This is a genomic window from Paludibacterium yongneupense DSM 18731 (genome assembly GCF_000422925.1).
GTDB classification, from domain to species: domain Bacteria; phylum Pseudomonadota; class Gammaproteobacteria; order Burkholderiales; family Chromobacteriaceae; genus Paludibacterium; species Paludibacterium yongneupense.
Genome location: NZ_AUGZ01000008.1, coordinates 94,798 through 107,578, shown reverse-complemented (window position 1 = coordinate 107,578; position 12,781 = coordinate 94,798). Strand labels below are relative to the sequence as shown.

Sequence of the window (12,781 nt, the reverse complement as noted above, 5' to 3'; positions counted from 1 at the left end):
AGTCGTGGTACTGCGGCGGTAATGGATGGCGATACGCATCTCATCCGGGCCAGCCCGGGAGCGCTTGCGGCCGTTACCGGTCATGTCCTGCACCAACGATCGCATTCAAGCATGGGCGCCAGCCTCCCGCCGGCATCCGAGCACGGTGTCGAGCAGGGCCTCGACCCTCTCCCCTACCCGCGACTCCGTCTCCCGCGTCTGCGCGGCGATATCGGGTGTTACCACGACGCCGGGCAGCAGATGCCAGCTTTGCCTTCCCGTCGATTCACTCCGATGCACATCGAGGCCGACGCCGGCGAGGCGCCTGCTTAACAAGGCGTCTTCCAGTGCCCCGTGATCGATGAGGGAACCGCGAGCGACATTGATCAGGATGGAACCCGCAGGCAGCCGTCCAATCCGCTGCGCGTCGAGCAGTTCCAGCTGCCCGGGAGACCCGGGGCAACTGAGCATCAACACATCGGCATCCGGCAGGGCCTCGTCCAGTGCCAGAACGCGTGACTCGGGCAGCGCAGCCAGCGCGGCCATTTTTTCCGGTTTCTCCGGCGACGGGTCGACCACCGTCAGCGACATTCCGAATGCCGATGCAATGCGCGCGATTTCGCGGCCGACGCGACCGAAGCCGACCACGACGAGATGTTTGCCCTTGAGTTCGATGCCGCGCGCCGGGTTCTTGCTCCACAAACCCGCCATGGTCTGCTGATGCAGATAGGGAATGTCGCGCGCGACCGCAAACAACAGGGCGAAGGCATGCTCGGCGACCGACCGCTCCGCCGCCGGGGTGCTATGCACGGCGATGTCCCGCCCGCATACCGCATCGAGATCGCCCGTGCCGATGCCGCTGCCGGCGCGGATGATATGGCGCAATGCGGGCAGAGTCGCCAGCAATCCGGCATCGATGCGATAGGGACTACGCAGCAGAACCGCCTCGCAGCGGCCCACGTCGTCTCCGCCCAGCCTCAGCAGTTGGTAACGGTCGCCAAGCCGGGTCAGCCACCGCGCCTCGAAATCGCCCAGTACCAGGACACAAGGTCCATTCATCGCTTCCCCTTTCTCGCGGCCCAGGCGCCATCCGCAGCACAATCGCGCCGCGGCGCCGGCGACGATCTGCCGAATCGGGCAGGACAGAATACCGCCGGACCACGCGGCCTCGCCTTCCATCCCGCCACTCGGCATTCGATGCTCAATCGATTGAAATTTGTCATCAATAAATCAAAACAACTACTCAAATGTTGTAGGTGATTTACAAAAACGCTGCCCTGTCCGTATTGACAGCGTCCGGGGCAGCGCATGCCGCTCAGAAACCTTCGCAACGCAAGCGCCCGTCGTGCGGTTCGCACTGACGAAGCGCGCCATACTCGTCGAGCACCAGATAAGTCGCGTCACCGTCGCGCGCACGCGCGTACAAGCGGTATTTGCCATGCGGGTGCCCGTGCGGCCTGGCTTCGAATTCGAGCCGGTAATGCGGTGTCGCGGGATGCGGCAACGGTGGCCAGCGCGCTTCGTCCTGGTAGCGCCCCTGCCGCTGATACCAGTCTTCCAGGAAATTGGCGTTTTCCATCAGGGCTACGCGGGCTTCGGCCAGGCGGATGCGGCGCAGCGGCTGGCGATAGGACGGCCAGGCCTGACTGAGCAACAGGGCCAGCAGCAAGAGGGCCAGCATCGCCTCCAGCAGCGAGAATCCCATGCGTCTCATGGCAGCACGGCCCATCCCGAACGTCCCCCCGTCGCCGCTCCCACCTGCCAGTAACTCTGCAGGGTGATCTGTCCGAAACGGTCACGCACGCGTACGCTGATACGGTACACGCGGGCGATGTCCGCCCGCTCGCCCCCCGCATCGACCAGCTCGACACGGAACAACGGGTCGGGACCAAAGGCCGACGACGGACGGCGGCAGTCGCCGGCCTCTCCCGGGAACAACGCCACCCGGGCCGAATGCCGGCAAGGCGGCCATGCGTCGCCTCCGCGCACATCCAGGCACAGTCCGTCGCGCCACTCGGGGGGCGCCTGCTCCGAGGTGCATTCACGGCTGAACCAGCGGCTGCGCGACGCCAGCGGGAGTTCGAGCAGCAGCCGGTCCAGCTCACTGACCCGCCGCTCGGCCTGAGCCAGCGCGCTCGCTGCGAGATAAAAATGCCGCATTTCGCCCTCCTGATTGAACTGAAGCCGACGCAATTCGAGCGTCGTCCTGACCGTGGCCAGCGTCGCCAGCGTCATCATGGCCAGCAAGGCCAGCAGCAGGGCCAGAATGGCGCCGCCGTCAGGACGCGCGTGCAGGCAAGGCCAGGTCAAGGCTCAACTCCGCGCCGTCTTCCAGCACCAGACGGATACGCTCGAGCCCCGGCGCGAGCGACTCAAGGCTCAGGGCGGCAACATGCTCCAGGACGACATCACCCTGTGCATCGCGCAGCTGATGCCGCGCGAAATCGACACGATAGGCACGCGCCTCGAAGCGGTTGACCTCGAGCGAAGCAATCCGGTGCCCGCCCTCCCCCAGCGGGGGCCGGAAACCCGGGTCCATTTCCAGCAACAGACCCTCCGCCGTCCGCTGCAGATGCACATGCCGCCCGACGCGCAGGGCATCGACCCTGCCGCAGCTCGACACCAGCAGCCGATCGCCCTGCTTGATATCGGCACCGGCATCAAGCAGCAGGGCAGAGAGGCGGTAGGCCTCGATACGCGTCCAGCGCACGCGGTAAGCACCTGCCCCATAACGCCAGACCAAGCCGGGCGAGCCGGCATGCGACAAGCGCATGCAGCCGGCAAAGCCCGCGCTGCGGCGCTCGATGCCCAGACGCCACATGACGCGACGCGCCTCCTCCATTTGTTGCAGTTGCTCGCCGGCGCGTCGGAGCGGCCCCCGGAAAATCGAATCCGCGCGTATCCCCGCCCACAACACGACCATGCCAAGACTCAGTGCGAGCATGCTCTCCAGAACGGTGAAGCCGCGCGTCGTCATGGCGGAACCAGCAGTAACCGCAGTTGCTGCTTCGCGCCGTGTTCGCGCCAGTCGATCACAATGGCGTACGGCCCTGCGTCCTGATCGCGACATTCGCCGTCCGCCCCGGGACGGCAGATCCGCACGCTCGCCTCAACGTCATGCCCGGCAAGCGCGGGCAATTCCCGTCGCGCCTGCGCCAGACGGGCTGAACCGCCTTCTCCCGCTAGCCAGGCTTCGGCCAGGCTGGCGGCAAACAAGGAAATCCGCACCCGCCGCGCGACCTCGTCCGCCCACTGCCGGCTGTGCAGTTGCAACTGCAGCAAGGCGCTGATGGCGACCGCCAGCACTCCGGCCGCCAACGCCACCTCCAGCAGCAGAAAGCCGCGTGCCGACATCAGCGGCAGCCAGTGCAGCGTTCCCCGCGGCATGCGGTCGCTCGCCCGTTGCCATCGACGCTCAGCGAAGCGCAGCGATAGCGGGAATGAAGGATGAACAGGGCCTTGCGGGCGACATGGCCGTCAGGGTAGAGGCGCAAGGGGGAGACATCGGACAGGACAGTGACCGCCGGGTCGAACAGCTTGAGCCTCAGCGCGCTACCGCCGTGGTAATGCATGTCTTCGCCGTCGGCATTGAAGTACACCACGGCGCCGCTCCAGTGGAAGCCTCCGCCACCGGGTCGTTCACGGCAGGTGACCAGCTCCCGGCGCCGACTGATATTCGCGGCGCAGACCTGAACGATCTGTCGCAAGCGCATGGCTTCGCCGCGCGCAAACAGGATGCTGCCCGAAAGGCCGGTCAGCGTCGCTTCCAGCCGTGCGCCATCCCACTGCACAAGCAGAGGAGGCAGCCCCGACACCAGTAGCAGCGCGACCATGGCCAGCACGGCCAGCACTTCCACCAAGCTGAATGCCGGCATTTCATCCTCCGTTTTCGAGCACCGACTTCCCGTCACGATAGAACGGCATGGAAGGCGGAAAAACAGGAAAACGGACTCGCGCATGCCGCCGCAGGCTGAAAGGACAGGGGAATTTCCCCCGACTCAAGGTAGTTTCCGTAAAAAACAGAAATTTCAACCATATAAACGATAGATGCCAGTTAAATCACAATGTAAAGTAGAAATAAACAGTGGATATAACCAAATAATCGGCCGTGGCAACGTGCAGTAACCGGCAATGATTTGCTTTGCATCAAGGCAGTGCCACTCCCATCGGAGCGACCCTTGTCGCCCCGGTTTTCGACCGCGAGCGCACATCTGATGCGCCGTCGGCACCCCGTGCTTCTTCCGGATCGACTCTATCGAAATTCATAACGGTACCTGGATGCCCCCCTTTGCCGCAGCGGACGTATCGGCGCCGGCGCGATTGCGCTCGCCGGACAGGCCCGTACGCAGCAGAGAACGGAACGGGGGCAAACAAGGGTAGAGCGGGTCGGAAATGGCGCGAATCGACTAAAGACACACCGTTGACAACGGTGGGAACAGGACAAAGACAATGAGTTTAATGCGCAAGAAAAATGTGCATGGCATGTTAGAAACAAGCAAAAAATCTGGCCTACGCAAAGAGCTGGGGGCTTTCGACCTGACCATGCTGGGCATCGGCGCCATCATCGGCACCGGTATTTTCGTACTGACGGGCACCGGTGCACTGGTCGCCGGCCCGGGACTGATGCTGTCCTTTGTCATCGGCGCTTTCGCCTGCGGGTTTGCCGCGCTGTGCTATGCCGAATTCGCGTCCATGCTGCCGGTTTCGGGTTCGGTCTACACCTACGCCTACGCCACGCTGGGCGAACTGATCGCCTGGATCATAGGCTGGGATCTGATGCTGGAGTACCTGCTGGCCTCCTCGGCGGTTTCCGTCGGCTGGTCGGGCTACTTCCAGAATCTGCTTGCCGGTTTCGGCGTCACGCTGCCCGACGCACTGACTGCCGCTTACGGTGCACGCCCCGGCATGCACACCCTGTTTAACCTGCCCGCGTTCATGATCGCACTGGCCATTACCGCCTTGCTGGCGTTCGGCATCCGCGAATCCAAGCGCTTCAACAATATTGTCGTCGCCGTCAAAATCGCCGTGGTATTGCTGTTCATCGCACTCGGAGTCTGGCATATAAAACCCGCCAACTGGCATCCGCTGCTACCCTATGGCATGGGCGGCGTGTTCCACGGCGCAGCGATCGTGTTCTTCAGCTTCCTCGGCTTCGATGCCGTCACCTGCGCCGCAGAAGAAGTCAAAAACCCCGGGCGCGACATTCCGCGTGGCGTAATCGGCTCACTCGCCATCTGCTCCGTGCTCTATGTCGTCGTGTCCGCCATCATGACCGGCATCGTTCCCTTCGCCCAGTATGCAGGCGTCGACCATCCTGTCTCGAAAGCATTGGAGGTGGCCGGACTCGACTGGGTCGCCGGCATCGTCAATCTCGGCGCGATCCTCGGAATGACCACGGTCATCCTGGTGATGACCTATGGCCAGACCCGCATTACCTTCGCCATGTCGCGCGACGGCTTGTTACCCAAGGTGTTCTCGGAAGTGCATCCCAAGTATCAGACCCCGTACCGTGCGACCTGGATCATCGGCATCGTGATTGCGCTGATCGGCGGTCTGGTACCGCTGGGCACGCTGGCGGAACTGGTCAATATCGGCACACTGGCCGCCTTCTCGCTGATCGCCATCGCCGTCATCGTGCTACGCAAGCAACAGCCGGATCTGCCACGCAAGTTCCTCTGTCCGGGCGTCCCCTGGATTCCGGCGCTCGCGATCCTGTTCTGTGTCTTTCTGATGGCCCAGCTCGGTTCCCTGACCTGGACCTGCTTCCTGATCTGGCTGTGCATCGGCCTGCTGGTTTACTTCGGCTACGCTCGCAGTCGCGCGCTGCTCGCGAACGCGGGCGCCCGCGCCTGATCGGCGACCGCCCGCCCCGCTACGGCGCGGGCGGTCCGCTACAGGTACGTGTCCGACAGGTGTTTCAAGGCTTCGATGATGCGCGGGTTTTCGATCGATGCGACGCGCTCGTCACGCGAAAGCAGTTGGACCGCCTTGGGGTTGTTCGGCCCCCATACCTTGCTGTTGACATACCAGACGTCGTTGTCAGGCTGGTACAGGGCCAGGACCGGCTTGCCGAATGCCGCTGCCACATGAACCATGGAAGTATCGGGCGTGACGATGAGATCCGACACCTGCGCGAGCGCAATCGCGCCGACGTAATCGACAAAAGGCGACTTGCTCGCCCCTGCGACAGGGATCGCGTCGATGACTTCGCGCCGTCCGGTCAGCACCACATTGAATTTTTCCCCGCGATGACAGGCATTGGCGACGATGGCTTCGATCTGGCTCGCGCTCAGGCTGCGCAAGGGCCCTTCGCCCGCCGGATTCAGCAACAGCGTCCGCTTGTGCGGCAGCGATTCCAGAAACCGCCGCGCCTCTGCCACCCGCGCCGGGTCGATACGCAGATCGTAGTTCGGCGGCGACGGACAAGCGGTGATCCCCAGCCGCGCAAGGACATCGACATTGCGCAGCGACGCATGCCGGTTGAGCCTGTGCTCGTCCGTCAGACTCACGTCGTAGCTCCGGTCAGGCTTCTTGTTGAAGCTCAGGGCATGACGGGGATTCATCAGATGCAGCAGCACGATGCGTTTGAAAGTCGGTTGCGCATCGAGGAAATCGACGGCCAGATCGTAGTGCTCGCGCCGCAAGCGCCACCCCAGCCTGATCGACTCCCACAGTTCGGGCCCGTGCGAGTAGACATGGTCGATGCTCGGATTGAATTCGAGCAGGGAAGCAAATGCCTGCCCCCCCACGATCACACTGACCTCCATGCCGTACTGCTTGGCCTCGCGAAACGAAGCCGTCGAAACGATGAGGTCGCCGAATTTCCTGTTGTCGCGCAAGAACACGATCTTGCGGACCGTGGCAGCGTCGAACTCGCCCGGCCGCTTGCGCGGCAGGATCAGCCGCGCGCAACAACGTTTTACGTAATTCAATAGTGCTTTTCTGCGTTTATGAAGTGTCCCGAATTTCATGGTCAGCTAGTCATTTCCGATTCGATCAAGGAGCAGCGCCCCGCAAGCAACGCTCAATGCGCCGATTCCCAACTGCTTCCGACGCCGACTTCCGCCGAGAGCGGTACCGACAGATCGGCGGCGGCAGCCATCAGCTGCGGCAATCGCTGCTTGACGAGATCGACTTCGGCCAGCGGGACTTCCAGCACCAGTTCATCGTGCACCTGCATCACCAGGCGCGCCCCGAGGCCTTCGCCGTCGATCCAGTTCTGCACCTTGATCATCGCCAGCTTGATCAAGTCGGCCGCCGTACCCTGCATCGGCGCATTGATTGCGGCCCGTTCGGCGGCGGTGCGCTTGCCCTGATTGGACGCACGGATGTCCGGCAGGTACAGCCGGCGGCCGAAAGCGGTTTCGACATAGCCGAGTTCGCGCGCCGACTCGCGTGTCGTGCGCATGTATTCGGCGACATCCGGATAACGGACAAAGTAGCGGTCGATGAATTGTTGGGCGGTGCTGCGGTCGATTTCCAGCGCGCTGGCGAGGCCGAAGGCGCTCATGCCGTAGATCAGACCGAAATTGATGCTCTTGGCGTAACGACGCTGCTCGGAGCTGACCGCGTCGAGTTCGACCGCGAAGACCTCGGCCGCGGTGGCGCGGTGGATATCGTCGCCGCGCGCAAAAGCATCGCGCAAGCCCTTGTCGCCGGACAGATGCGCCATGATGCGCAGCTCGATCTGCGAATAGTCGGCACTGACGATGACATGCCCCGGCGGCGCGATGAAAGCTTCGCGCACGCGGCGTCCGTCGGCGGTACGCACCGGAATATTCTGCAGATTGGGGTCGGAACTCGCGAGCCGCCCGGTGACGGCGACCGCCTGCGCATAGTGCGTATGCACGCGTCCGGTCGATGGATTGATCAACAAGGGCAGCTTGTCGGTATAGGTCGACTTGAGCTTGGCCAGGCCGCGATACTCGAGCAGACACTTAGGCAGCGGGTGGTCCAGCGCCAGCTTTTCCAGCACCTCTTCATCCACGGAAAAGCCGCCGGATGGCGTCTTGCGCACGCCGCGCGTATCGATGCCAAGTTTGCCGAACAGGATTTCCTGCAGCTGCTTGGGCGAATTCAGATTGAAGGGCTGCCCGGCCAGGGCGTAAGCCGTCTGTTCGAGCTCTATCATGCGGCTGCCGAGCTGGTGGCTCTGCTCGGCCAGGCGCTGACGGTCGATCAATACTCCGCGCCTCTCCATCGCGAACAGAATCGTGGCCACCGGCAGTTCGATCTCGCGATAGACCCGTTCCAGCCCCCCTTCGAGCAAGGGCTGCAGGGCCTGTTTCAGACGCAGGGTAATGTCGGCATCCTCGGCTGCATAGCGCGTTGCGGTATCGACATCGACTTCGTCGAATCCGATCTGGCGCGCACCCTTGCCGCAAATGTCTTCATAGTGGATGGTGCTCTCGCCGAGATGGCGCTGCGCGAGATCATCCATATTGTGCGTAAGGTGACTTTCCACCACATAGGATGCCAGCATGGTGTCGTCGTGGATGCCGGCCAGAGCGATGCCATGGTTGGCGAAGACATGGCAATCGTACTTGAGGTTCTGGCCGAGCTTTTTCTTGCTTGCGTCCTCCAGCCACGGCTTGAGCCGTGCGAGTGTCTTTTCCAGGTCGAGCTGCTCCGGCGCGCCGGCCGCGCGATGCGCAAGCGGCAGATAGGCGGCCTCGCCCGGGCGCACCGAAAAACTGATGCCGACCAGCCGTGCCGACAACGGGTCGAGGCTGGTGGTCTCGGTATCGAGCGAGACTTCGTCGGCCGCATCCAGACGGGCGATCCAGGCCGTGAGGGCATCATCGTCGAGCAGGGTCTGGTAATGACGTTCGATGGCTGGCGCCGGGAGGGGCGCGGCGGTGGCCGCAGGCGCAAACAGATCATCTGCCGCATCTGCCGCATCTGCCGCATCTGCCGCCTGGGCGCCAGGCAGCGGCATGGCGACGTCTGCCAGCCAGCTGCGGAAACCGAAACCGGCGAACAGCTCGGCCAGCCGCTCGCTATCGCGCGGCCGGTGCCGCAAGGACTCCATCCCGGCCGGCATGTCGGCGGCCAGGTCGACATCGCATTTGATCGTGATCAGTCGCCGCGACAACGGCAGATGTGCGAGCGCTTCGCGCAGTTTTTCGCCGACGACCCCCTTGATCTCGCCCGCATGCTCCATCACGCCTGCCAGCGTTCCATACGCCTCCAGCCATTTCAGCGCAGTCTTGGGGCCGCACTTGTCGACGCCGGGGACGTTGTCCACCTTGTCGCCGACAAGCGTCAGGTAGTCGATGATCCTTTCCGGCGGGACACCGAATTTCTCGCGCACGCCGTCGACATCGAGCTTTTCGTTGGTCATGGTATTGACCAGCGAAACATTGGGCGTGACCAGTTGCGCGATGTCCTTGTCGCCGGTGGAAATGACGACCCGCATTCCGGCGGCCTCGCCCTGACGGGCCAGCGTGCCGATCACATCGTCGGCCTCGACGCCGCCGACCACCAGCATGGGCCAGCCGGACGCTTGCACCACCTCGTGAACCGCCGTAATCTGGCTGGCCAGCTCATCGGGCATGGACGGTCGGTTGGCCTTGTATTCCGGATACATTTCATCGCGGAAAGTCCCGCCTTTTGCGTCGAAAATGCAGGCGCTATAATCGAAAGCCACTTCCTTTTCCAGGCGCCGCAGCATGTTGGCGACGCCGTAAATGGCCCCGGTCGGCAAGCCCTGGGGCGAGCGCAAGTCGGGCATCGCGTGGAAGGCGCGGTAAAGATAAGAAGAGCCGTCAATCAATAACAATGTTTTCATATAGGCAGAGAATATGAGCTTGTCCGATAAATTGCCGCAGACGAGTGACCGTTACGCGATGATGCAGCGCTTCCGTTCGCGCGAAGCGTGGCATGTGCTGAAAATTTTATCCGAATTTGTCGAATCTGCCGAAGAACTGCAGACCATCACACCTGCCGTCAGCATCTTCGGCAGCGCGCGTACCGCGCGCGACCACCCCTATTATAAGCTGACGGAAGAAGTTGCCCGCCTGTTATCGGATGCCGGCTTTTCCGTCCTGTCGGGCGGCGGTCCCGGCATCATGGAGGCGGCAAACAAAGGGGCTTTTTATGGCAAGAGCCCTTCGGTCGGGCTGAACATCGTACTGCCCCACGAGCAGAAACCCAACGAATATCAGGACCTCAGTCTCCGATTCAACCACTTTTTCTCGCGCAAGGTGATGTTCGTTCAGCACGCGATCGCCTATGTGGTCATGCCGGGCGGCTTCGGCACCCTGGACGAAATGTTCGAGGCACTGACCCTCGTGCAGACCGGTAAGAGTCGGCGCATCCCCATCATCCTGTGCGGACGCTCTTTCTGGCAAGGTCTGGTCGACTGGGTCCGCGACCGGCTGGTTGCAGAAAAAATGATCAATCCCGGCGACCTCGATTTGCTGCGTATCATTGACGAACCGCAGCAAATCGTAGAAACCATATTCAAGCACTACGAAACCCGCGGCTTCGAAGCTTTGCCTGCCGAACGCGAGCAATTGCTCAATCTGTGAACCGCCCGAGGAGAATACCATGCGTCGCGCCATAGCCCTGCTAGCTCTCGTGACTTTGCCGGCCCTGGCGGCCGCCGACATCCCGCCGCCCGTGATCAAGGATTCGTCCGCCACTCGCGCCGAGGTTCCGCCGCCGCCGACCGTCTCCGCTCAAAGCGGCGCCCAGGCCGAACCGGAAGTGCGCATCATCGAGCGCAAGGATGCCAAGATCGAGGAATACCGCCTCAACGGCAAGCTGTATATGGTCAAGGTCACGCCCAGCGTCGGCCTGCCCTACTACCTGATCGACGACGACGGCAGCGGCCAGTTGAAACCGGCCTCGTCCCAGCAGCGTCTGATCACACCGCGCTGGGTATTGCTGCGCTTCTGACGGGGGATTCATGTCGGTTTACACCGTCGTCAACGACGACATGCTTGCCGCCTGGCTGCAACGCTACCAGCTTGGCCAACTGACCGGGCTGGAAGGCATTGCCGCGGGCATCACCAATACCAATTACTTCGTCACCACCACGCATGGCCGCTATGTGCTGACCTTGTTCGAAACCCTGCGCCTGGAAGAGCTGCCCTTCTATTTGCAATTGATGAGCCACCTGGCGCGGCATGGCGTCGCCTGCCCGGCGCCGCTGGCCGACCAGAACGATCAGTTCGCATCGCTGCTGGCGGAGCGGCCCGCCTGCCTGGTTACCTGCCTCGACGGTCGCGACGTGGCCGAGCCCACCGTGACGCAATGCCGGGCGGTCGGTGAAATGCTCGCGCAGATGCATCGCGCCGGCGCGACGTTCCCGCTGCGCATGGCCAACCCGCGCGGCCCGGCCTGGTGGAGCCAGACTGCCGGCGAGCTATATCCGCTGCTCGATCCGGCCGATGCCGCCATGTTGCGCGAGGAAGTCCGCCATCAGGAGCAACACCGCTTCGCGCACCTGCCGGTCGGCGTGATCCACGCCGACCTGTTCCGCGACAATGTCCTGCTGCGCGGCGACGCCATAGCCGGTTTCATCGACTTCTACTACGCCTGCAACGACGTGCTGCTGTACGACGTGGCGATCGCGGTCAACGACTGGGCGCGCCAGGCGGACGGCGAGATAGACGCTGCGCTCGCGCGGGCCTTTCTCGCCGGCTACCAATCGGTGCGCCCGCTGACCGATGCCGAACGCCAGGCCTGGCCGACCATGCTGCGCGCCGGCGCGCTGCGCTTCTGGACCTCGCGCCTGCTCGACTTCCACCGGCCGCAAGAAGGCGAGATGACCTTCATCAAGGACCCCGGGGTCTTTCAGCGCCTGCTCGCCGCGCACCGCGCGCGCAGCGACTTCTGGCTGTAGCCCGCGCCGCCGCCCGCAGGAGCGCGCCGCTCAGGCGCCGTACTGCGGGCGTGTTTCGTCCAGAAATGCGCGCAAGCTGCGCGTGAGCGCCTTCTCGCCCCGCATCACGCGATAGAGCGTGCGGCGCAACGGCGGCAGCCCGACCACATCGAGTTCGCACAATTCCCCGCTCGCCAGCAATTCGGCCACCACGCTGCGCGACAGGCAACTGACTCCCAGACCGGCCGCCACCGAACGTTTGATCGCTTCGGAGTTTCCCAGTTCCATCGTCAGATTCAGACTGCCCAGCCACGGCAACAGGCCCTGCTCGACGACCTCGCGCGTGCCGGAACCGACTTCGCGCAGAATCCAGGCTGCCGCCGCCAGTTCGGCCAGGCTCGCCGGCCGACAGGATAGGGGATGACCGCGGCCCGCGAAAATCACTAGCGCATCGTCGCGCCACGGGCTCAGCTGCAGTCCGGGCTGGTGGCACGGCCCTTCGATGAAACCGATATCGACGCGAAACGCCGCCACGGCGGCGACAATGTCGCGGGTATTGCCGACCTCCAGCTCGACGCGGGCGCCGGGATGACGCCCGGCAAAGCGCGCCATGCATTCGGGCAGCAAATAGTTGGCGATCGTGGTACTGGCTCCCAGCCGCAAGCTGGCCGCCACGCCGTCGAACAGCGACTGGATATCCGCGGCCTGCTCCAGCAGGGCATGCGCGCGCGGCAGCAGCAGACGCCCCTGCTCGTTGAGCAGCAGGCGACGGCCGGCACGGTCGAACAAGGTCGTCTCCAATGCCTGCTCCAGCACGGCCAGGGCCTGACTCGCCGCCGACTGGGTCATCGACAGGGTATCGGCCGCGCGCGTCACACCACCGGCATCGGCAATCGCCGTGAACACGGCGAGTTCACGCAAGCTGAATCGCAGAGTCATAATCGGTTTTTTTAATGATTAAGATCGATTTAA

At 63.4% G+C, this 12,781-nt stretch carries 13 protein-coding genes; 4 read left to right on the top strand and 9 right to left on the bottom strand.

All coding sequences use genetic code 11. The annotated features are described in order from the left end of the window. Positions 1-105: 105 nt before the first annotated feature. The 6 genes from G520_RS0104945 to G520_RS0104920 form a co-directional block, all read right to left on the bottom strand. Positions 106-1,173: an NAD(P)-dependent oxidoreductase gene (locus tag G520_RS0104945; RefSeq protein WP_084637483.1), complete on the bottom strand. Its 1,068-nt coding sequence runs from the start codon at positions 1,171-1,173 to the stop codon at positions 106-108. A 121-nt stretch (positions 1,174-1,294) separates the two neighbouring features. Next, positions 1,295-1,684 carry a type IV pilin protein gene (locus G520_RS23875; RefSeq protein ID WP_051229060.1) on the bottom strand — a complete coding sequence of 130 codons (390 nt, stop codon included), beginning with the start codon at positions 1,682-1,684 and terminating at the stop codon, positions 1,295-1,297. A 5-nt stretch (positions 1,685-1,689) separates the two neighbouring features. Continuing rightward, positions 1,690-2,289 carry a hypothetical protein gene (locus tag G520_RS0104935; RefSeq protein ID WP_028534676.1) on the bottom strand — a complete coding sequence of 200 codons (600 nt, stop codon included), beginning with the start codon at positions 2,287-2,289 and terminating at the stop codon, positions 1,690-1,692. After that, positions 2,258-2,956: a hypothetical protein gene (locus G520_RS0104930; RefSeq protein WP_028534675.1), complete on the bottom strand. Its 699-nt coding sequence runs from the start codon at positions 2,954-2,956 to the stop codon at positions 2,258-2,260. The genes G520_RS0104935 and G520_RS0104930 overlap by 32 nt, the downstream gene beginning before the upstream one ends. Next, positions 2,953-3,366, bottom strand: a complete 414-nt coding sequence (locus tag G520_RS0104925; protein WP_028534674.1) for a hypothetical protein — start codon at positions 3,364-3,366, stop codon at positions 2,953-2,955. Before G520_RS0104925 ends, G520_RS0104930 begins: the two co-directional genes overlap by 4 nt. After that, positions 3,333-3,854, bottom strand: a complete 522-nt coding sequence (locus G520_RS0104920) for a pilus assembly FimT family protein (RefSeq protein ID WP_028534673.1) — start codon at positions 3,852-3,854, stop codon at positions 3,333-3,335. Before G520_RS0104920 ends, G520_RS0104925 begins: the two co-directional genes overlap by 34 nt. Positions 3,855-4,428: 574 nt before the next feature. Here G520_RS0104920 and bcaP point away from each other — a divergent pair. Beyond that, positions 4,429-5,832, top strand: coding sequence for a branched-chain amino acid transporter BcaP (gene bcaP / locus G520_RS0104915; RefSeq protein WP_028534672.1), 1,404 nt, complete (start codon positions 4,429-4,431; stop codon positions 5,830-5,832). A gap of 38 nt (positions 5,833-5,870) precedes the next feature. On the opposite strand, the gene G520_RS0104910 is transcribed toward bcaP, so the two are convergent. Together G520_RS0104910 and polA are read right to left on the bottom strand one after the other, a co-directional pair. Continuing rightward, positions 5,871-6,911, bottom strand: a complete 1,041-nt coding sequence (locus G520_RS0104910; RefSeq protein ID WP_028534671.1) for a glycosyltransferase family 9 protein — start codon at positions 6,909-6,911, stop codon at positions 5,871-5,873. Between the two features lie 92 nt (positions 6,912-7,003). Further along, positions 7,004-9,769, bottom strand: coding sequence for a DNA polymerase I (polA, locus tag G520_RS0104905; RefSeq protein WP_028534670.1), 2,766 nt, complete (start codon positions 9,767-9,769; stop codon positions 7,004-7,006). 13 nt (positions 9,770-9,782) lie between these two features. On the opposite strand from polA, the gene G520_RS0104900 reads away from it, so the two are divergent. The 3 genes from G520_RS0104900 to G520_RS0104890 are packed head-to-tail and all read left to right on the top strand — an operon-like array spanning position 9,783 to position 11,830. Continuing rightward, on the top strand, positions 9,783-10,511 hold the full coding sequence (locus G520_RS0104900) for an LOG family protein (protein ID WP_028534669.1): 729 nt from the start codon (positions 9,783-9,785) through the stop codon (positions 10,509-10,511). Positions 10,512-10,530: 19 nt separating this feature from the next. After that, a complete protein-coding gene (locus G520_RS0104895; RefSeq protein ID WP_028534668.1) occupies positions 10,531-10,881 on the top strand; it encodes a DUF2782 domain-containing protein in 351 nt (116 codons plus the stop codon). A gap of 10 nt (positions 10,882-10,891) precedes the next feature. Beyond that, on the top strand, positions 10,892-11,830 hold the full coding sequence (locus G520_RS0104890; RefSeq protein ID WP_028534667.1) for a homoserine kinase: 939 nt from the start codon (positions 10,892-10,894) through the stop codon (positions 11,828-11,830). Positions 11,831-11,860: 30 nt separating this feature from the next. On the opposite strand, the gene G520_RS0104885 is transcribed toward G520_RS0104890, so the two are convergent. After that, complete coding sequence (locus G520_RS0104885) at positions 11,861-12,748, bottom strand: LysR family transcriptional regulator (RefSeq protein ID WP_028534666.1); 888 nt, start codon at positions 12,746-12,748, stop codon at positions 11,861-11,863. Positions 12,749-12,781: the final 33 nt, after the last annotated feature.

What these genes read in the sequence shown, in the direction of transcription:
- G520_RS0104920 (WP_028534673.1), bottom strand. Translation starts at nt 3,854, where the DNA reads ATGCCGGCATTCAGCTTGGTGGAAGTGCTGGCCGTGCTGGCCATGGTC.
- G520_RS0104890 (WP_028534667.1), top strand. Translation starts at nt 10,892, where the DNA reads ATGTCGGTTTACACCGTCGTCAACGACGACATGCTTGCCGCCTGGCTG.
- G520_RS0104925 (WP_028534674.1), bottom strand. Translation starts at nt 3,366, where the DNA reads ATGCCGCGGGGAACGCTGCACTGGCTGCCGCTGATGTCGGCACGCGGC.
- G520_RS23875 (WP_051229060.1), bottom strand. Translation starts at nt 1,684, where the DNA reads ATGGGATTCTCGCTGCTGGAGGCGATGCTGGCCCTCTTGCTGCTGGCC.
- G520_RS0104900 (WP_028534669.1), top strand. Translation starts at nt 9,783, where the DNA reads ATGAGCTTGTCCGATAAATTGCCGCAGACGAGTGACCGTTACGCGATG.
- G520_RS0104945 (WP_084637483.1), bottom strand. Translation starts at nt 1,173, where the DNA reads ATGCCGAGTGGCGGGATGGAAGGCGAGGCCGCGTGGTCCGGCGGTATT.
- bcaP (WP_028534672.1), top strand. Translation starts at nt 4,429, where the DNA reads ATGAGTTTAATGCGCAAGAAAAATGTGCATGGCATGTTAGAAACAAGC.
- G520_RS0104930 (WP_028534675.1), bottom strand. Translation starts at nt 2,956, where the DNA reads ATGACGACGCGCGGCTTCACCGTTCTGGAGAGCATGCTCGCACTGAGT.
- polA (WP_028534670.1), bottom strand. Translation starts at nt 9,769, where the DNA reads ATGAAAACATTGTTATTGATTGACGGCTCTTCTTATCTTTACCGCGCC.
- G520_RS0104885 (WP_028534666.1), bottom strand. Translation starts at nt 12,748, where the DNA reads ATGACTCTGCGATTCAGCTTGCGTGAACTCGCCGTGTTCACGGCGATT.
- G520_RS0104895 (WP_028534668.1), top strand. Translation starts at nt 10,531, where the DNA reads ATGCGTCGCGCCATAGCCCTGCTAGCTCTCGTGACTTTGCCGGCCCTG.